The 19,366-nt window shown below is 42.0% G+C and carries 23 protein-coding genes; 5 read left to right on the top strand and 18 right to left on the bottom strand.

Annotated features, from left to right (window positions below):
* Position 1: 1 nt before the first annotated feature.
* The 3 genes from DXA18_RS07705 to DXA18_RS07695 are packed head-to-tail and all read right to left on the bottom strand — an operon-like array spanning position 2 to position 3,637.
* Positions 2–1,423, bottom strand: coding sequence for an ABC transporter permease (locus DXA18_RS07705; protein WP_118383408.1), 1,422 nt, complete (start codon positions 1,421–1,423; stop codon positions 2–4).
* The gene (locus DXA18_RS07700; protein WP_118383407.1) at positions 1,386–2,903 is read right to left on the bottom strand and encodes a COG1361 S-layer family protein; all 1,518 of its coding nucleotides are present in this window, start codon (positions 2,901–2,903) and stop codon (positions 1,386–1,388) included. The genes DXA18_RS07705 and DXA18_RS07700 overlap by 38 nt, the downstream gene beginning before the upstream one ends.
* Positions 2,903–3,637: an ABC transporter ATP-binding protein gene (locus DXA18_RS07695; protein WP_118383406.1), complete on the bottom strand. Its 735-nt coding sequence runs from the start codon at positions 3,635–3,637 to the stop codon at positions 2,903–2,905. Before DXA18_RS07695 ends, DXA18_RS07700 begins: the two co-directional genes overlap by 1 nt.
* A gap of 156 nt (positions 3,638–3,793) precedes the next feature.
* Here DXA18_RS07695 and DXA18_RS15645 point away from each other — a divergent pair, with 156 nt between their 5' ends.
* Positions 3,794–3,961, top strand: coding sequence for a hypothetical protein (locus DXA18_RS15645; protein ID WP_158567105.1), 168 nt, complete (start codon positions 3,794–3,796; stop codon positions 3,959–3,961).
* A complete protein-coding gene (locus DXA18_RS07690) occupies positions 3,921–4,451 on the top strand; it encodes a hypothetical protein (protein WP_118383405.1) in 531 nt (176 codons plus the stop codon). The genes DXA18_RS15645 and DXA18_RS07690 overlap by 41 nt, the downstream gene beginning before the upstream one ends.
* Positions 4,452–4,466: 15 nt before the next feature.
* Here DXA18_RS07690 and DXA18_RS07685 read toward each other — a convergent pair whose 3' ends face one another.
* The 5 genes from DXA18_RS07685 to DXA18_RS07665 form a co-directional block, all read right to left on the bottom strand.
* The gene (locus tag DXA18_RS07685) at positions 4,467–4,823 is read right to left on the bottom strand and encodes a SpoVA/SpoVAEb family sporulation membrane protein (RefSeq protein ID WP_118383404.1); all 357 of its coding nucleotides are present in this window, start codon (positions 4,821–4,823) and stop codon (positions 4,467–4,469) included.
* Positions 4,824–5,864, bottom strand: a complete 1,041-nt coding sequence (locus tag DXA18_RS07680) for a stage V sporulation protein AD (RefSeq protein WP_330424468.1) — start codon at positions 5,862–5,864, stop codon at positions 4,824–4,826.
* A gap of 113 nt (positions 5,865–5,977) precedes the next feature.
* Positions 5,978–6,949, bottom strand: coding sequence for an amidohydrolase family protein (locus tag DXA18_RS07675; protein ID WP_118383403.1), 972 nt, complete (start codon positions 6,947–6,949; stop codon positions 5,978–5,980).
* Between the two features lie 31 nt (positions 6,950–6,980).
* The gene (locus DXA18_RS07670) at positions 6,981–7,742 is read right to left on the bottom strand and encodes a YibE/F family protein (protein ID WP_118383402.1); all 762 of its coding nucleotides are present in this window, start codon (positions 7,740–7,742) and stop codon (positions 6,981–6,983) included.
* Positions 7,736–8,806, bottom strand: coding sequence for a YibE/F family protein (locus tag DXA18_RS07665; protein ID WP_118383401.1), 1,071 nt, complete (start codon positions 8,804–8,806; stop codon positions 7,736–7,738). Before DXA18_RS07665 ends, DXA18_RS07670 begins: the two co-directional genes overlap by 7 nt.
* A 191-nt stretch (positions 8,807–8,997) precedes the next feature.
* Between DXA18_RS07665 and DXA18_RS07660 the strand changes: the two genes are divergently transcribed.
* Positions 8,998–10,329 (top strand): MATE family efflux transporter, encoded by a 1,332-nt coding sequence (locus DXA18_RS07660; protein ID WP_118383400.1) that lies wholly within the window; start codon positions 8,998–9,000, stop codon positions 10,327–10,329.
* 54 nt (positions 10,330–10,383) lie between these two features.
* Here DXA18_RS07660 and DXA18_RS16790 read toward each other — a convergent pair whose 3' ends face one another.
* From DXA18_RS16790 to nudC, 8 genes are all read right to left on the bottom strand, one after another.
* The gene (locus DXA18_RS16790) at positions 10,384–11,421 is read right to left on the bottom strand and encodes a GNAT family N-acetyltransferase (RefSeq protein ID WP_199665560.1); all 1,038 of its coding nucleotides are present in this window, start codon (positions 11,419–11,421) and stop codon (positions 10,384–10,386) included.
* Positions 11,422–11,452: 31 nt separating this feature from the next.
* Positions 11,453–11,995, bottom strand: coding sequence for a TIGR00730 family Rossman fold protein (locus DXA18_RS07645; protein ID WP_118383399.1), 543 nt, complete (start codon positions 11,993–11,995; stop codon positions 11,453–11,455).
* 51 nt (positions 11,996–12,046) lie between these two features.
* Positions 12,047–12,667: a methylated-DNA--[protein]-cysteine S-methyltransferase gene (locus tag DXA18_RS07640; protein WP_118383398.1), complete on the bottom strand. Its 621-nt coding sequence runs from the start codon at positions 12,665–12,667 to the stop codon at positions 12,047–12,049.
* Positions 12,668–12,680: 13 nt separating this feature from the next.
* Positions 12,681–13,268, bottom strand: a complete 588-nt coding sequence (locus tag DXA18_RS07635; RefSeq protein ID WP_118383397.1) for a sugar O-acetyltransferase — start codon at positions 13,266–13,268, stop codon at positions 12,681–12,683.
* Positions 13,269–13,285: 17 nt separating this feature from the next.
* Entirely contained in the window at positions 13,286–13,774 is a 489-nt protein-coding gene (locus tag DXA18_RS07630; protein ID WP_330424467.1) for an HD domain-containing protein, read from the bottom strand.
* A gap of 35 nt (positions 13,775–13,809) precedes the next feature.
* Positions 13,810–14,559, bottom strand: a complete 750-nt coding sequence (locus tag DXA18_RS07625) for an EFR1 family ferrodoxin (protein WP_118383395.1) — start codon at positions 14,557–14,559, stop codon at positions 13,810–13,812.
* A 41-nt stretch (positions 14,560–14,600) separates the two neighbouring features.
* Positions 14,601–15,542 (bottom strand): DUF4143 domain-containing protein, encoded by a 942-nt coding sequence (locus DXA18_RS07620; protein ID WP_243007071.1) that lies wholly within the window; start codon positions 15,540–15,542, stop codon positions 14,601–14,603.
* Between the two features lie 121 nt (positions 15,543–15,663).
* Positions 15,664–16,578, bottom strand: a complete 915-nt coding sequence (nudC, locus tag DXA18_RS07615) for an NAD(+) diphosphatase (RefSeq protein ID WP_330424466.1) — start codon at positions 16,576–16,578, stop codon at positions 15,664–15,666.
* Positions 16,579–16,710: 132 nt separating this feature from the next.
* On the opposite strand from nudC, the gene DXA18_RS07610 reads away from it, so the two are divergent.
* Together DXA18_RS07610 and DXA18_RS07605 are read left to right on the top strand one after the other, a co-directional pair.
* On the top strand, positions 16,711–17,040 hold the full coding sequence (locus tag DXA18_RS07610) for a PadR family transcriptional regulator (protein WP_118383394.1): 330 nt from the start codon (positions 16,711–16,713) through the stop codon (positions 17,038–17,040).
* 3 nt (positions 17,041–17,043) lie between these two features.
* Complete coding sequence (locus tag DXA18_RS07605) at positions 17,044–18,372, top strand: FtsW/RodA/SpoVE family cell cycle protein (RefSeq protein ID WP_118383393.1); 1,329 nt, start codon at positions 17,044–17,046, stop codon at positions 18,370–18,372.
* 57 nt (positions 18,373–18,429) lie between these two features.
* Here the strand turns inward: DXA18_RS07605 and DXA18_RS07600 are convergent, their stop codons facing one another.
* Together DXA18_RS07600 and DXA18_RS07595 are read right to left on the bottom strand one after the other, a co-directional pair.
* Complete coding sequence (locus DXA18_RS07600; RefSeq protein ID WP_118383392.1) at positions 18,430–19,158, bottom strand: nitroreductase family protein; 729 nt, start codon at positions 19,156–19,158, stop codon at positions 18,430–18,432.
* Positions 19,159–19,166: 8 nt separating this feature from the next.
* A complete protein-coding gene (locus DXA18_RS07595) occupies positions 19,167–19,358 on the bottom strand; it encodes a hypothetical protein (RefSeq protein WP_118383391.1) in 192 nt (63 codons plus the stop codon).
* Positions 19,359–19,366 lie beyond the last annotated feature (8 nt).

The raw sequence follows: 19,366 nt of genomic DNA, 5'->3' as shown, positions 1-19,366 counted from the left end.
TTTATTCTGTTTTTATTGCCGCTAACGGACTTAACTTCATCGCCCGGAGTGCCGGAAAGAATCCGGCCAGCGTACCGATCAGTGTAGCAAATGCAATCGCTACCAGCACCAGCCATATTGGAATATACGACAGATTGCCTTCTATTCCCATGGCCGCTCCATGACCTGTCAGAAAGTTAATAATCGCTGACAGAATATAACTCAGCACCATACCTGCCACCCCACCGATCAGTCCGATAGAAGCAGCTTCTATCAGAAACATTTCCCGGATATTTTTCAGACTGCATCCCAATACCTTGATGATTCCGATTTCTTTGGTACGTTCGTAAATGGACATCATCATAGTGTTGGCAATACCGATAGCAGCCACTAACAGTGATACTGCGCCGATACCGCCAAGCACAGCCTGGATCATGCCCATCTGCTTCTTGGCACTCTCCATATACTCTGCATTGGTACTTGCATTATATCCCATTGACCGGATGCCGGACACAACCTCATCAAGCTTATCCTGATCATCAACCTTAACTTTCGCCGAACTGTAGCAGAAATCTTTATAAGGTTTCCCATTTTTCGTCGTTGGCTGACCAGGAATCGCACGACCGTTAAATTCTTTTTTCAGTACCTGTTTCAAGGTATCCAGATCGCAATAAATATTCTGATAACCTGTTTTATAGTTCTCCGGATCTCCTGCTATCACGCCGCAGGCTCTCACTGCATGTTTCTGGACAGCCTTCTGTGTCTGACTGCCATCACTGCTGCCACTACTGTCAGCAGAACCGTCTGTCGTCCCAAAAGCCTGTGTATTCTGCGCCGCATAATATCCGTCCTGATCTAACACCAGAAATACGCTGTCTTTTTCCAGATCAATATCTGCCAGTTCTCCTGTTTCATAATAGCTGTTGGTGCCACTTTTATCCGTAAAATTCGTAATGACTCCATTTCCATATATCAATTCTAAATTGCCGCTGTTCGATTTCGGCAGTCGACCGCCCTCTTTCAAATCCAGCTTCAAAGCCTTTAGATCCTCCGGTTTCATAGCAACCAGTTCTGCCCATCCTTCATAGCCGCCTTTGAGCAGCAGCACAGACATATCATATTCCGGCGAAACACTTGTCACATGATCCAATTTGGCTAGTTCTGCAACCGCACTGTCATTCAACCTTTTTTCAGAGGCTTCATCGGAAGAATCACCGGAATAAGACATGCTTTCACCGCTTGCGATACCAGTTACATTAATCGTATTCATCCCTCCGGCATTTTCAATTTCCTGCAGCATGGCCTGTTGAAGCCCAAGCCCCAATGAGATCATGACGACAATAGAAGTTGTACCGATCATGACGCCGAGAACGGTCAGAAATGTCCGGAGCTTTCTCCGCTTCAGATTATTGATGCTCATCCTCAGAAGGTCCATCCAGTTCATCCAGCAAATCCTCCTCTTCCTCTGCTAATTTCTGAGATTTCTTTTTCTTTTTGATCACTACTGCTGCCACAATGCCTGCAATGATCAAAATCACAAGAATGATCGGAACAATCGGAAGTCCACCGGCCGCATTCTCTTCCGGCATCTCGTCTACCCCCGCATCATCTGTCGCCTCAGTTACAGTAAGATTAAATGTCTGTTCCGTTGTAGACACTGTTCCTGATTCATCTTCATAAGAAAGTGTCATCTTCACCTGTCCATCTCCCTGTGTTGCCTGTATTCCCTCAAGCATCACATCAATTGAAGTACTGGAACCCGGCTCCAGATTGCCGAGAAATGTTTCATTTTTCTTGATATCCTCGCCTTCGAAAATAGCTTTTGCATTATACAGCTTAATTCGTCCCAGATTATACAGATTGCAGGATACATTTGCCTCTTCACCTATAGCTATGCTTTCCGGAGTAATCTCGAATTCGCTGAATTCGAATCTTGCATCCTGTTTCACCGGAATGGATATGCTCGAAGAAGCCTCGATCTGTGATGCATTGGCATCTTCGTATTTCATACTCACATTAATGCTGTATGGCTTCTGTACCAGATCTGCCTTCGCATTCAGATCAATCGAAATATCTGCGGTGCCATTTGCAGCAATTCCATCCAGATAAATGGAATTCGAACCAGACGATGGTAAAAATGCAGGTGCAGTAGTCTGCTCATCACTGCCTTCTGTCGGTGCTTCCAGCTCAAACAGCATATTGCCGACTCTGCTGGATTTGGATGTGTTTTTCAGATGAAGTGTCAGTGTAAAATCACTTCCTGCCTTTACATCAGCAGGATTGGTAGTAAATCCGGTCACGATAACTCTCGGAACAGAACCATTGCCGGAAGCTTCACCGCCTCCGCCGCCACTGTACACCGCATCTCCATTGTCTACGCCGCCGGCATATGCATCAATGTTTCCGCCATCATTGGAACCACCTGCTGACTGTCCCGAATTATCGCTCTTCGAATCCTCCTTCTGGGATTCCGGTTTTGCACTGGTATTCACACTGTAGGTTACTTTATCATCATAGACTTTTTCGCCGCTTTCATTTTCCGCCGTCACTGCAAATGTCAGACGGTATGTCTTATCTCCCGCATCATCACGTTGTGTGAAATTAAACTTTACGCTTCCGCTATCACCTGCATTCAGCTCCGGAATGGATGCCTCATAGCTCTGATACTCTGTCTTAAACGGCCATTTATCTGTATTCTTTTTCAATACCGGTTCTACCTTGATATTCTTCAGTGTTTGATCACTGTTGTTCGCTACATTCAGTACAAAATCCTGCGCTTTCTGATATTGATAAGTCTGTACTTTATTCCCCGGTGTAGTTACTTTAAGTGCTGCATCTGCTGCTTTTGCCGGCAGTATCCCTACTGTACCCGCAAGTAATGCCGCAATACACAAACTCATCAGCCATCTGCTTACTCTCTTCATTACTCTTTACCCTCCGTTTCTTTTTCTCCCCCGGCTTCAGTCAATTCCCGGTTATCCTCCACCTTCACAATCTTACCATCTATAATATGAAATACCCGGTCCGCGTAAGACGCCAGATGATTATCATGAGTCACCATGACAAGCGTCATATGCTGTTCTCTTACCACCTTTTGCATAAGCTGCATTACTTCTTCTGATGTATGAGAATCCAAATTTCCTGTTGGCTCATCCGCAAAGATAATATCCGGTTCTACAACCAATGCCCTTGCAACGCCTACTCGCTGCTGCTGCCCGCCTGACATCTGCTTCGGCAAATGCTTCGCGTGCTTCTCAAGTCCTACTAACCGCAGCATCTTTTCTGCCTTTTTCAGCCTTTTTTCTTTCGGTTCTCCTCGAAAGCTAAGCGGTAATGCTACATTTTCCAGTGCATCCATCGTTCCTAACAGATGAAAGGACTGAAAGATAAAGCCAACATGCTCCCGTCGAAATGTAACCAGCTGCTCTTCGTTCAGTTTCTCAATATGATGACCGCTGATGATCACTTCTCCTTTTGTGGGTCTCTCCAGACCTGCAAGCATATTTAATAATGTAGATTTGCCGGAACCGGAAGTTCCGACGATTGCACAAAACTCTCCTTCGTATATGGTAAAATCCACGCCATCCAGCGCACGGACTACTTCATTACCCAGTCGGTACAGCTTATACAGATGCTTCACTTCTATAACCTTCCTCATAACTTCCTCCTCTCCCCCTTGAATATCACCAGTATACCGATAAATACCAAAGAATATTGGTAGTATTTTCTTAATATTCTATGAATATTTCCCGATTGTCAATCCTTTACCTAACTGTTATGATGAAAGTAATCAAAAACGAACGGAGATGCTCTTATGAATGATATTTCCATAACCGAAGCTTATTTTGTATACAGTGTCCGGGGCAAAGGCAAGCTTTCGGGCAATGACTGTCGAAAAGTAACCGGACTTCTCACAGCAGCCCTCTGGGAAATGACACAGAATGGACTGCTCACGCTCACCGATAGCCGGATCGCTAAATGATGTCGACCATTTTACCAGAGCATGGTTTCAGCCGCTCTATGAACACATCAGGGAAATGGAACCAAACGACCTCTCCTCACTTCTGCAGGATTATTGCAGCAGCTGGTCAGACCGACATCTGAACGCACTTTCCAACGAAATCGGACTCGTGCTTGAGAAGCAGAAACTGATTACTCGTGCAAAACTCGGTATTTTTAATGGCAGGACTTATTTCATGCCTCACCAGTCTGCTATTCCGGGGCTAAATGCCGAACTACAGGTCGATATCCTGTATCAGAACCCGGTTTCCGCAGACACTGCTTTTCTGTGGCTCCTGCTGGAACAGGGACAATGCATTCCATCGGATATTTCCGGAGATATGCGGGATACATTTGCCAATAAAATAAAAGAAGCCCTCACAGAAGGTGCCGATTCAGCACTCGTTTCTGCAAAAGCTCTGTTAGATCTGACCTTTTCACTCATGAAAAAAGGGCATCTAATCATGGATTAGGGTTGTCTGGAATCCTTATTTCTTCATCTGTGGCTCGAATATCCAGGATGCCAGATAGCCAAAGATCAGCGCGGCTGCGATTCCGGCTGCGCTGGCTTTGAATCCTCCCGTGAAGATCCCGATCACACCATCTTTTTCTACCGCTTCTTTTACGCCACGGAACAGTGTATTGCCAAATCCCAGCAACGGTACACTTGCACCTGCTCCGGCAAATTTCTGAAATGGTTCATATACGCCAAAGAATCCAAGTACTGCTCCACTGCACACTAACAGTACCATAATGCGTCCCGGCATCAGCTTGGTTCGATCCAGCAGAATCTGAACGCATGCACAGATCAGTCCACCCACCCAGAATGCATTTACATAATCCATTTACTCCACCTCCTGTTTCTTACCGGACGGCTCGTGTTCCAGTACGATTCCGTGAGCGATTCCCGGCACGCTCTCGCCTTCATTGTAACTGACAGTTGACATGAGTGCACCTGTAGGAACAAATAATACACGTTTCCATTCTCCGGTTCTGAGCTTTGGTAAAATATATGCTGCAAGCGTCGTTGCTGCGCAGCCACATCCACTGCCGCCGGAATGAGTATCCTGGGTCTGCTGATTAAAGATTGTCATGCCACAGTCCATATGATTCTGCGTCAGATCAATCTTCCACTTCCGCATCAGATCCAGCAGAATGCTCTGCCCTACGTATCCCAGATCTCCTGTTATAATCCGGTCATAATCTTCTGGACTACGTCCCATATCTTTCAGATTCACTGCAATCGTATCCGCAGCTGCCGGAGCCATACAGGCTCCCATATTCTGGGAATCTTTTAACCCATAGTCCACGATTTTCCCTATCGTAAGTCCTGTGATTTTCACATTGCTTTTCTTATTGCCAACCAGAAATGCACCGCTTCCGGTCACCGTCCACTGTGCAGACAAGGGTCTCTGGTTCGCATAGCTTAATGGAAACCGAAATTCCTTCTCTGCCGTTCCAAAATGACTGGATGTCACAACGAGCATCCGTTCTCCATATCCTGCTGCCACGCACATAGCTGCAAGTGCCAGTGCCTCACCGGATGTAGAACAAGCTCCGAACAATCCAAACAGCGGAATCTGCAAACTTTCTGCTCCCATCGATGTAGCAATCCCCTGACGCAGCAGATCACCGCCAAAAAGATAACGTACCTGCTCTGGTGTTACATTAGCCTTATGAAGTGCGCGCACACACGCTTCCCTCTGCATAACGCCTTCTGCCAGTTCCCAGGTTTCCTCCCCAAAAAGGTTGGTCTCATCAAATGTATCAAATAACTCTCCTAATGGTCCTTCACTCTCTTTCTTTCCCACTACTGATGCGCTGCTCATAATATAAGGAGCCTCGGCAAATACTATGCTCTGGGCTCCCTTTGTTCTCTGAATCATATCTGTCCACCTTCCATAGCTTAAGCCTTGTGTTATGGCTTAGTATGGAATGATTTTCTATTTTTATACATCTGCCTCTTTCACAGCAGCTATTTTATCCAATGTTTTCTGCCTTATTGTGCCTTGATAAAATGCAAAAAATTCTCATTATAAATCTTATCCAACATCTTGTTATCCAGTCCCAGTCCATGCATGGTGCGGTCTGTTGCACTGATATAGTAGCCGTCTGGTCTCAGCGGATAGTCACCCTTAGTCTCCAGAAATTCCGTGATCAGCCGTATTCTTGACCGGCTTTCTTCCATAGATAACAGCTTCGGTTCTTCTGCTACCAGTACCCTGGCTCCGATATCAGATCCGTAGCAGATCCTGTCCTGATATTTTTCAAAAAATCGGATTGCATGCTCTCTGTCCTCCGACAGGTTATAGAACAGTTCACTTCCCGGTGTAATATCAATCCTTACATTCTCAAATTGATCCAACAACTCTGATAGTCTCGGTAACTGTCTGGACATAAAATAAAAATGTGGGAATAAGATACGAAGCTTTGGATGCCGCTCCAATACGTTCTGCATTTGCCGGTATTGATCTTCATTATTCACATAGGTCTCATCGTAAAACCAGCCCGCCTTCTTCGCAAATTCTGTTACCTGCGACGCATCCCAGAATTCTTCCGGATCATTCACATGCATATACACCGGTATCTGCTCCTGTTCCAGATATGCCCAGTAATCCTCCCACACCGACTGATCAAAATCCGGAATTGGATAATATTTGCGAATATTTGGCTTACCTTCTAACATCTTGATTCCTGTACAGCCTTTTGTCATAAGATTTCGCGCTTCCGACACAAGTGCTGTCTTAAGTTCATCTTCAGGCAGTCGGTATAATTCTCTTCTGATTCCTCCAAATATATAAACCGGCATCGGACACTGCTCTCTGTAGCGAAATGCATCCCCCAGCACTTCACGTCCCGCACTGTCCGGAATGCATTGCAATGCGATTCCATCATAATGATATTCTTCCACAATCTGGTTTAATCGGTCTGCTCCCATGTATTCTATATAATGAATATGTCCGTCTATCATAAACCACGTCCTCCTGTCACACTTTAAACTTCTATTCTAACTCTTCTAACCATGCCATTTTAGCAAGTAATATTGCGGAAATTGGCATCACAAGCACACACGCAATCGCTCCGAAAAACATAGATACGCAATTCTGAAACAAAATTTTCGAATTCAACAGCAGCTCCATTGAGTACTTTTGCATCTTCAGATATGAAAAAAGAAGTAATGATTCACCAAGATATGCAAAAAGTAACGTATTCACCGTCGTTCCAATCACTTCACTACCAATATGCATGCCACTTTTAATCATTTCTGTAATCGTAATATCCGGTTTATGGTTCTTCACCTCATATACAGATACCGTAACTGTAAGAGACATATCCAGTACCGCTCCCAATGTACTTAATATGATGATAGATGCCATAACATTTTTCATGCTAATACCTAAATTTACATTGTAATAATAAAGCACATCTTCTCCTACCGCCTGTATCTCATTCAGACCTCCAATTTCCGTTCTCCACACAACACCATAAATAAAAACAAATAACACGCTCATTGTGACCACAACAGCAACAAATGCACTCCACGTTTTTATATTCGAACCATTTTGGTAAAATAAGGTAATACAAGAAACGGCTCCACTCGCTCCGATTGTAACCAACAGTGAAGGTACACCAATTGCCATAAGAAAAATACTCAAGCTAAGAAGCAGGAGATTACCACATAGAGCAATCAATGATATCGCACCTCTCTCGCCTCCAACAATTATAACAGAAAACAATAAAATCAAACCAAGTATACCTAACATGATTTTCTCCTTTTTTTCATAGACAGTTTCATAAAAATGGTTGTAATAAATATCGAAACCGGGATCGTCCATACAATTCCTATACTTTCAACCAAAAAGCGACACAATTCACAGGGAATATACAATTTAACAATCGTTACAAACCGGATATCATTATTCATTCGAATCAGAAAAGTGGGAATCAAACCACTGCCAAATACAAATAGCAACACATTAATCATCGTCCCCATAATATCATAACCTATTTTTCTTCCTGATTTAAAAAGTTCAAGAAATGTGACATCCGGTTTCTGTTTTACGATTTCACCTAACGCCGCTGCTATAGCGACGGCAACATCCATAATGGCACCCAATCCGGATAACAATATTTCCGCATGGAACATATCATCCGGATTATCAATGCTTCCCAGATATTCCATCGTTGAGTAATCCAGTTCCTGTACATGTCTGATAACCAAATCAAACATCCCCATGATCAATACAAGCACACATAAGGTTGACAACAATGCCGCCCACGTCTTCTTATTCACGCCATTCAAACCAACTAATGTCACTATGGCAAATAGAATAACGATTTTGTTACAGATTGCCACCACATTTGATGTATTATCTGCTTTCACGAAAAACACCGCAAATATCATAATATTGATTCCAACTGTTATTATCGTTAATATCCCTTTTCGTCCTGCCGCTTCCACAAGTACGAAAATCAAAATTCCCAACAGCATTACAAGCTCTGTATCCCGTTTTACTCCCTTGATTCCAGAACCACTTACAAATACTTTATCTCCTTTGTGATATTTCTGCTTTAACATTTCTGTATATGTATACTCATTGGAAAAATGCACTGTTTTTCCCTTTTTTTCACCATTTAAAATAATCCCCTGCATCTTTTGGCTATATTTCTTCTCTGCTGTTCCCCGGGTGCTTTTTCCTTCTACTTCTCTGGTTGTCTCAACTTTCGTCAACTTTGCAATTGGAGTAGTATACAGCCAGGTATCATTCATTATAAAAACAATCGCTACCAAATACAAAATGCCAAATATATAATATTTCTTCTTCATATCCGCTCCTCATATAGCTTTTTCTTGAAAACAGTCCTTATTTTATCACAACAATTACTTTTGTCAACCAAATGTGAAAACCATTTTTAATTTCACTTTTATCATTTTTCCATTGACGCGAATACGATTTCGGACTATAATTTACGGTATTTACGCTAGGGATTATCTTCATATCCGGAGGATTTATAATTATGAACATCCAATTGTCGGAACATTTCACTTATCGCAAATTATTACGCTTTGTATTGCCATCCATTGTAATGATGATCTTTACATCCATTTACAGCGTTGTGGATGGTCTGTTTGTATCCAACTTTGTTGGGAAAAGTGCCTTTGCGGCAATCAATCTGATGATGCCGTTTCTTATGGGTATCAGTGCGCTTGGATTTATGATCGGTACCGGAGGCAGTGCTCTCGTTGCGAAAACTCTTGGAGAAGGTAAAAAAGAAAAAGCCAATGAATATTTTTCCATGCTGGTCTATATTACACTGGCCGGCGGGCTGATCATCGCCATACTCAGTGCATTTGCAATGCGTCCTGTCGCAATTATCCTTGGAGCCCGCGGTGAGCTACTGAAAAACTGTGTTCTGTACGGAAGAATTCTCTGCATCTCACTGACCTGTTTCATGCTGCAGAATGTATTCCAGAGCTTCTTTGTAGCTGCCGAAAAGCCCCACCTCGGTCTGCGCGTTGTTGTAATTGCCGGTGTTACCAACATGCTTCTGGATTTTCTGTTCGTAGCCGTGTTGCATTGGGGACTTGCAGGTGCCGCGATTGCTACTGTCTGTGGCGAATTGATCGGAGGTATCTTTCCGATTTTCTACTTTGGGCACAAAAATTCCAGCCTGCTGAAGCTTGGAAAAACACATTTTTACCCAAAAGTTTTATTAAAGACCTGTACCAATGGTTCTTCCGAGCTTATGACTAACCTGTCAAGTTCGCTGGTCAACTCGCTGTATAATCTACAGCTTATGAAATTCGCAGGTGAGGACGGCGTTGCTGCCTATGGTACGATCATGTATGTTAATTTCATCTTCGCCGCCATTTATTTTGGTTACTCTATCGGAAGTGCACCGTTGGTCAGCTATCATCACGGTGCTGCAAACCACGATGAATTGAAGAATCTGTTCCACAAAAGTGTCCGTCTGATCAGCACCTGGGCAATATCGCTATTTGTACTGGCTCAGCTGATCGCATCACCACTGGCATCCCTGTTTGTTGGCTACGATCCGGCACTCTTCGAGTTGACACGCATGGGATTCCGAATCTACTGCTTTGCTTTCCTGATCAACGGATTTAACATCTACGGTTCTGCGTTCTTTACCGCATTGAACAATGGTCTGCTATCCGCATTAATCTCTTTCCTGCGGACACTGGTATTCCAGATGGCAGCCATTCTGATTCTGCCGCTGATCTTTGGCATCAACGGAATCTGGTATTCCATTACCGTTGCGGAACTGCTGACACTGTGCGTTACAGCGACATTTATTGTGCGGAAGAGAAATACGTATCATTATTTTTAACTTTATTTTTGTGTTATACTGATTATAGTTTCCACGAAAGATAAGCAACAGGTTTTATTTTTCGTGGATCTGTTTGCCACTCATATGTTCAATCGTAATCTCATAAAGCTGTACTGCTTTGATATCCGCTGCTATCTCGGCATCTATTTCTTCTTTTGTTGGATAATATTTTTCAGCAAGCTCCCGTACCTTTGCCTCTGTAATCCCACTATCTTCAATCAGATGGCATCTGCCAAATATAACCACACTCTGCAGATACGGTGCCCAGTCGCCTTCTTCATGCACTTCATTTCCATAGACTGTAAAACATACCTTATCATCCTTTTTCAGCGCATCTACTTTGTGTCCCGCTTTCGCTCCATGAAAATAAATCTTTTCACTCTCCGGTTCATAAAAATAATTAATCGGAAATGCAAATGGATACCCGTCATCCCCATTTACTGCCAGGACTGCCCGTTTTTCGTGTAACAGCAGTTTCTTTGCATCTTTCTCTGAAATCATACGTTTCTTTCTTCTGATTGGTCTGAACATTTTAATTTTCTCCCTTCGTTCATGTCGCATTTTCCACTGATTTCCCGTCATATAATTTGTATGTTCCACTCGTACTTCATTTAACAACGGTACCGGCACTTCGTCACAGGTATGATGATATAAAAATCCAAGCTTTTCCTGTACCCTTTTAGACTTTTCATTCCCATCATAATATCTGCACCAGATTGTTGTCATTCCGAGGTCTTCAAATCCACGATGGATCAGTTCTTCCGCCGCCTCAGGTATATAACCTCTTCCCCAGAATGGCTTTCCAAGCCAGTATCCAAGCTCACACTCCTTGTCCTGTTCTGTCATATCTGTACTGCCATTCAGTTTCAATTCAATCGCACCGATTGCCCGATCGGTTCCCTTTTCGCAGACTGCATAGCACTCTTTTCCCTGAAATACATTTTGTATTACTTCACGGCTTTCCGCAATATTCTGATGCACCGGCCATCCTGCACTTGGTCCGATATCCGGATCTTTTGCGTATTCATAAAGGCTCTCTGCATCAGTCTCTTTCCACGGACGAAGAACCAGTCTCTCAGTAGTTAATATCATAAGCTTCCCCCTTTTATTTTGCACATGCATATTATTTCTCAATCTTCATCAGAATCTGCTTTATTTCCTCCAGATTCTCTGCAAAATATATTCCTTCCTGACGTTCTTTTGTAGAAAGTCCTTTTTCGATCATATGCTCCAGTAATTCTTTCAGACTGTTATAATAACCGTTCAGATTGTACAAAATGCAGGGCGCCTCCAGATGCTTCAAAGACACCTTGGACATCACTTCCGCAATCTCTTCTAATGTCCCGGTTCCTCCCGGAAAAGCAATAAATGCATCTCCAAGCTCGATCATTTTCGCTTTCCGTTCTTCCATATTTTTTGTCACAATCAATTCTGTCAGCTTCTCATATTGCACTGCTGCATCGATAAAAAACTGCGGTTCTACACCGGTTGCCTCACCACCGGCCTCTATAACGCTTTCCGCAAGTTCTCCCATAAGCCCAGACTTGGAACCACCATACACTAATACATGCCCACTTGTCCCAATCCAGTCCCCCAGTTCTCTGACTGCCTCGCCAAGCCTATAATCATTGCCTTCATTTGCGCCAAGATATACTGTAATATTCATAGAGTCTATCCTTTCATCTTCTCCGTAATCTAACCGACACATTTCACGGTATTATATCCCATACTTTTCAAGATTAACTTTCCCATCAATCACTTCGACTCCATCCGCTTCCAGCAATTCTTTCTGTACACTGCCTCCGCCAAATGCAAATGCTCCGGCAAGTTCTCCTTTGGAATTCACCACCCGGAAGCATGGAATATGCTCAGGATCCGGATTCTTATGAAGCGCATTCCCCACCGCTCTTGACATCCGAGGATTGCCTGCCATCTCTGCAATCTTTCCATATGTCGCAACATGGCCTTGGGGAATCCGTTTGACCGCTTCGTATATCCGTTTTGTCGGACTGTCCGTGACCAGATCATAACTCTCCGATATCATTCTCTGAATCTCTTTATCCGGTATCGTACCATCCAAAATAATGGTATTCCAATGCTCCTTATTCTGATGATATCCTGCGATCACAGCATCATATGTATTCCGCCAGAAGTCTCTCCATTCCGGATCAACTTTCACATTCAGATTTGTATAACCTTCGCGCTCATAAATCCATAAAAAAGCTTTTTTGCTTCCCTTAACTCTCCCCAATTGCCAATTCGGATCACGAAACGGTCTTTCTTCATATACATTTGGAAATGACATACCAAATTCCAGTGCTGCCTCTCTTGTCATCATAGTCTGTTCTTCCTTATTTACTCTGCAAATATCCTATTTTATCAGCATCCGTGATCGGTCTGAGCACCCGGCACGGATTACCAACTGCAATTACATTGTCCGGTATATTTTTCGTTACAATACTTCCGGCTCCAATCACTACATTATCGCCAATCGTAACGCCTGCCATAATCTTCACATCTCCGCCAAGCCACACATTTTTACCAATATGAACCGGTGCGCTCATGCATCCGCCTGCAATCCGCTCATCCGCATCAATCGAATGATTAACCGCATAGATACCAATGTTCGGTCCAAGCAGTGAATTGGCACCGATCACAACTTCCGCACAGTCCAAAATCACACAGCCGAAATTGATATATACATTATCTTCAATCACAATATTTTTACCGAACTCACAATGAAAATCTGGTTCGATCCACACATCTTTGCCAACGTTCTTGAACAAATCCGTCATAAGCTGTTTTCTTAGATCTGTTTCATCGTCCTCTGTTTTGTTATATGCTCGGAACAGCTTTTTTGCCTCTACTCTGCGTCGGAACAAATCATCGTCAAAATCATTATATATTTGTCCACTTTGCAATTTTTCCCACTCAGTCATAGCTATGCCCCCTTAACTCAGACATAAAACACCTCTTTCGCAATCGTTTTACCACTTGCTGTCTTCATAATCTTATCCATAAAATCTCTGATATTCTGCTTACTATATCCGCTTTCACAGGCATTCACAATATAATCTGCTTCTATCAGAATCTGATAATCGATTCCATCAATATCCGTGTATGTATGATGATGTCCTACCAGATATGCCACACGCTCAATCTGTTCTTTCGTCATGCCTGTATCCGAAAGAAAATCTGTCACTAATGGGATTCCTTCTTCTTCCTGATGCTTGCCATTGGTATTGCCATACTTTTCCCTGCATAACGGGCAGGCAATATCATGTGTAATCGCTGCCACTTCAAGAATATACTGCGTCTCTGGGTCTATCTGTTCCAGTTCGCCAATCATTTTTGCATACGACCACACATGCAAAAAGTGATCAATATCATGTATATTTCCATTTGAAAAAGTTATCATTTTCTTCATAATCTCTGCAGTTGTCATAATCTGTCACCTCAATTATCTAATCTATCGTCGAATCACAACTTTTCAAAGTAATATCTTTCCTTCTCCGAACTCTTTTTACCGTACTCAATTGCCTTCTCCGGGCAGTAACTAATGCACGCCATACAATGTGTACATTTCCTGCCCCAGACCGGCTTACTATTTTCCAATGTGATATTATTTAACGGACATAGCTTTACACATTTTCCACATCCAATACAATCATCACTGACATGAAATGCTTTAGCTTTTACGCATAAAGGATAAAACAGCCTGTTTACAGGTCCGCTCATAACACGGTCATACAGATTATTGCGAGGTGCTGCAAATCCATGTCCGGTCACAATCTGTCTGCACACATTATCTATCACAGGTTCCGCATCCGATACGATCTGTCTTGCTTTCTCCGTTTCAGGTGTATGAAACAGCGCAATATAATTTTCAGGCATCACAATTTGTGCTGTTCCCATATAATCAAAGTCCTTTTCCTCACACAACAGCCGATTATATTTTGCCGCATTACCAATCTCAGCACCACAGCTCATTACAAACCACACCTGCCTGACACCTTGAAAATGTGTTTTTCTAATCCAATCCCGTACAAGCCATGGCACTCTCCACGCATATGTCGGTGTAACGACAACAAGACGGTCATTCACTTGTATAGTTCTTGTGTCACGTCTCTTAATCTTATCGTTTGCATCAATCAATTCATCACGAATATTATCTGCGATCCGCTTCGCAATGTAACGACTGTTTCCTGTTCCCGAAAAGTATATAATCATATCCTGCACCTCCTGCAATTCCAATTTTGTGCAATCAATATTTATAAAAATGGCACCATATAAACTGGCATGCAAAAAATATCCTGATCTTTACTCATATCTTTTGTATAAACCAAATATCTCTTTAATATCCTACTTGAATATTTTTCCGTAAACACGTCAAGTGATTTATGGGTTTTATATCCGGACGATTTCACCTCTATAGGCACTATTTTATTCTTTCTTGCCAAAATAAAATCTATTTCATAATTATGTTTTGACTTTTCATTCATAATCGTGTGATAGAATAACTCATTTCCATTTGATGCCAGACACTGAGCTACAATATTTTCATATAAATATCCTAGATTTACACTTAACTTATCACTTAACAGTTTCTCATAAATCTCATTTTCCGTAAAATCTTTATCCTTAAACATTAATGTTACAAACAACCCTGTATCACTTAAAAATAATTTAAACTTTGATAAATCCTTTGTATTTGCCATACCGATATCTGGATCATTTGTATTATACGCAACCAGTACTGTCTTTGAATCTTTCAATTCTGCAATCAGTTCTAATATTTTATCTTGTTTCTCACCATTTAACACACTACTCGTCTGATATCTGGCTGCATTTTTATTTAACTGAGCCGGAACTGCATCAAATAACATTGCTAAACGTCCCGTCGGATCAATTTTTGCGAAATCACTTTCATACAAATTTAGTATATCTCTCTTTATTTCATCTACTTTTCTAAAATTATTCGTTTCAATGTAAGCTGATACTGCCTGTGGCATTCCGCCAACTAACATATATAAGCGGAATTGTCTTAACTGCTTACGATTAATTGAATCTCCTAATCCCTGATTCATATCAAAACACTTTTTCAATAATGAAAATGTTGCTGTATCTCCAATCGCCCATAATTTTAGCACATTTCCGCATTTTTCTATATGGAATTTTATAGTATTTCCGCATTTTTTATTCTTATATTTCACCCTGTTTCCGCATTTTATTAAAAAGTCTCATGTCCATCATCTTTATAATGCAGACATAAGACTTGTTAAGATAATTCAGTGTGTCAGCTCCGTTCTATTTACGTGCTAAAAAATGTGTAATTTATACTTCATACCCTTCTTTAAATCTGCGCATCATCTCATTCGTCAGACTAAAGTTTCCCGGCTGAAGCACAATCTCTTCTCTCTGTACCCACTCCGCATATTTTAACTCATGGCGGTCCATGGTAATGGTATCATCCCCATCTACTTCACAGTAGAACCCAAGGAGAAGGTCATTCGCAGTTCCCCACGGCTGTGACTTATAATAATGGATATTTTTGACCTTAATTCCGGCTTCTTCCATTACTTCACGCATAACCGTTTCTTCTGCCGTTTCTCCAATCTCTGTAAAACCGGCAATCAGCGCATTATGTGCAAATCCGGTGCGATATTTGGTAAGTAATAATTTATCTCCATTTTTCACACCCACGATAACCGCCGGCATAATTCTTGGATACGCTATATATCCACAAGACGGACAGCTCATTGCACGTTCCTTATCATGAGGCACCATCTTCGTGCCGCATCTTCCGCAAAAGCAGGCATCTCTGTACCAATCTGACAGATGCTTCGCTGTCGTAGCTGCAAAGACTTCCTCACAAGGTCCTTTACTTTCTTTACGTATACTTCTTTCCTCAACGTATGAATATCCCTCTGGTATCGAATCTTCCGAAAGTTCTTTATTCCACAGAAAATATTCTTTGTTGTCCACCTTAAACAGATAGGTATATTCCAATTCCTCTGGCAGTTCCTTTTTCATCGGAAATGCCACGATGCCGTTATCAAACTGCTCAGTGTGAACCAGTACTTTCCCATTAGAAATATTTAAAATAGGACTGCTTTCCTGCACTCTGGCAGACGGATTATATTCATTGTGTAATTTGTGTGGATAAATGTCTTGTATCATCGGTATCTTAATTCCTTTCATTTTTTGTATTCTACTCAAATGATGTCTACGGATTGTTTCGCGTTTCATGCTCCCACAATCCTGACATCAATTATATACCAATTTAATCATTTAAAAAACCCTTGACACTGCATATCTGTTCGCTTATTATATAGATAATCGATATATAGATTATCGATATATAAATGGGAGGTGAATCAATTGGCTATTGAAAAATCATTAGTTTCAGGAAGTATGACAATGCTTATTTTAAAATTATTATCCGAAAAGGATATGTACGGCTACGAAATGATCGACACTCTACGTCAGAAATCACAGAATGTATTTGAAATGAAAGCCGGCACTTTATACCCGCTTCTTCATAGTCTGGAAGATAAAGGACTACTCACCGTATACGAACAGGCAGCTGGTGGGAAGACGAGAAAATATTATTCACTTACCAAAGATGGTAAAAGACTCCTGGAAAAGAAAACCGCAGAATGGAAAGAATATGCAACCGCAGTTGAACATGTACTTGCATTGGAGGTATAACTTATGGATGAATATTTGAAGATAGTATTGGAACAGATCCGATGTAAAAAAGCCAGACCTTATATCCGTCAGGAACTGCAGGATCATATCGAAGATCAGATTGAAGCAAATGTATCTGCTGGATTAAATCGCACTGATGCCGAAAAAGAAGCGGTAAAAGATATGGGTGATCCGGTTGAAGCCGGACTGTCTCTCGACCGGATCCATAAGCCTCAGATTGCATGGAAGCTGTTGCTCATCATCTCTACGATCAGTGTCATCGGCATCCTGATCCATATGGCGATCGATCTGTATGTAACCGGAGACGGAACAGCTATGACACCCAGATATGCATTCCATGTAATAACCGGAATCGTAGTCATGATGATTTTATACTTTTTAGATTATACATTACTGGCAAGATTTTCTAAGATAATCGCAGCTATATTAATTGCCATGTGCTTCTCAACGCTGCTCTTCGGAAATGTAATAAATGGTATGCATTACTTTATTTCATCTGGATTATTTGGAGGCTTCCGTATTCCTATTCAGGCATTGATGCTGCTCTACATTCCCATTTACGGAGGTATCCTTTATAAATACCGTGGAACCGGATATGCAGGGCTTGTCAAGTCTCTTCTGTGGATGATCATTCCTGCCTGGCTGGTATTATATCTGCCATCCGTGATGACTGCCGGACTGATGTTAGTATCCATGCTCGTCATGCTGACCATTGCGGTTCGAAAGGGCTGGTTTCATGTACAGAAAGCATTATCACTCTGTACAATCTGGAGTATTTTCACAATCGCACCGGTCGTACTTATTCTGGTATTGTATTGGCAGCAACGTTTTTCACCATACCAGATGGCACGTTTACAGGCAATGTTTTCCTCCGGCAGCGAAAACTATATGCAGCTGATACTACAAGACTTCCTGTCATCTAGCAATTTCGTTGGAAATAACGGCATGAATATCGCAGAAGCTCTGCCTGGATTTTACTCCGATTATATCCTGACCTGTCTGACTTCAATATACGGAATCCTGCCTGCGATTCTACTGTGCTGTATCTTAGCGGCATTAGTATTTGGCATTTTTAACACTGCTATCAGGCAAAAGAATCAGTTAGGTATGCTGATGGGATGTGGCTGCGGCATGGTATTTCTCATGAGCCTTCTAATCAATGTATTGGAAAATATCGGCATCTTTCCTCCAACGCTAACATTCCTGCCGTTCATATCTTCCGGTGGAAGTTATATCATAACATGCTATGGACTGCTCGGAATCGTGCTCAGTGTCTATCGATATAAAAATGTATACCCGGCGCATATAAAAGTAAAAATATTAAATAGTTAAACTTCTTCACAACAGACGAAACCTCCCGGCACCGCCAGGAGGTTTCTATTCATATGACTATAATCCGAACTGTTCCAGATATTTTTCAACTGATCTGCTCATTTCTTTGGAAAAATCAGAGTTATATTTACGATCACAAAATGCATTACACCACTCTTCATATGTACGGTTTTTACATTTGTATGCAAACATTTCACGTAATTCTTCTCCGTCCATATCGCGATATGTATTCTCATGCACGATATGCTTCTGTCCACACCGTTCCGGCTTCGGACGCTGCTTCTGCTGTTCCGTTGGCCATCCAAAGACCAACATTGCTGCCGGAAATACATAGTCCGGAAGGCATAGCAATCTCCGCTGTTCTTCGCAGTTTTCCATAATATCGCCGATATAGCAGGATCCTAATCCAAGACTCTCTGCTGCAACTACCGCATTTTGCGCTGCGATTACTGTATCCGTTACCGCAAGCATCAGATCCCCAACGCCTGGTTTTCTTGGCTCACATCCTGCTTCCAGATATGCATCATACCATTTTTTACAATCGGCACAGAACACTAATACCATCGGTGCTTTCGCAATAAACGGCTGATGGTCGCAGCTTTCCGATAACGCTTCTTTTAATTTCTGATCCGTAATATCAAGAATTGTATATAATTGCTGACATCCCGCTGTCGGTGCCTGCGATGCTGCTTTCAGGATCAGCTTCTTCATTTCTTCCGGAATCTCCCTGTCCTCATAGACTCTCATAGATTTTCTCTGGTACAGACTCTCCATAATCTCATTCATTTTTTACTTTACGCCTCCTTGCACACATCTACCCATCCTTTTGCTCCGGCAATCTGTTCTAATTCATCCACAGATAATCTAACCGCACTATGGTCATCTCCTGCTGCCTCTGCCACAGTTGCAGTAGACTCTTTTAACCTGATCACGCGGTCAAGCATTCCTTTATGTTCCAGATATTGTTCCGCTTTTTCTAATGACATTATTCTTT

The sequence above is a fragment of the Dorea sp. AM58-8 genome, assembly GCF_003464045.1.
Classification (GTDB): Bacteria; Bacillota; Clostridia; order Lachnospirales; family Lachnospiraceae; genus Claveliimonas; species Claveliimonas ammoniilytica.
The sequence above is the reverse complement of the archived record's forward strand: the minus strand, read 5'-3'. Positions and strand labels throughout refer to the sequence as shown.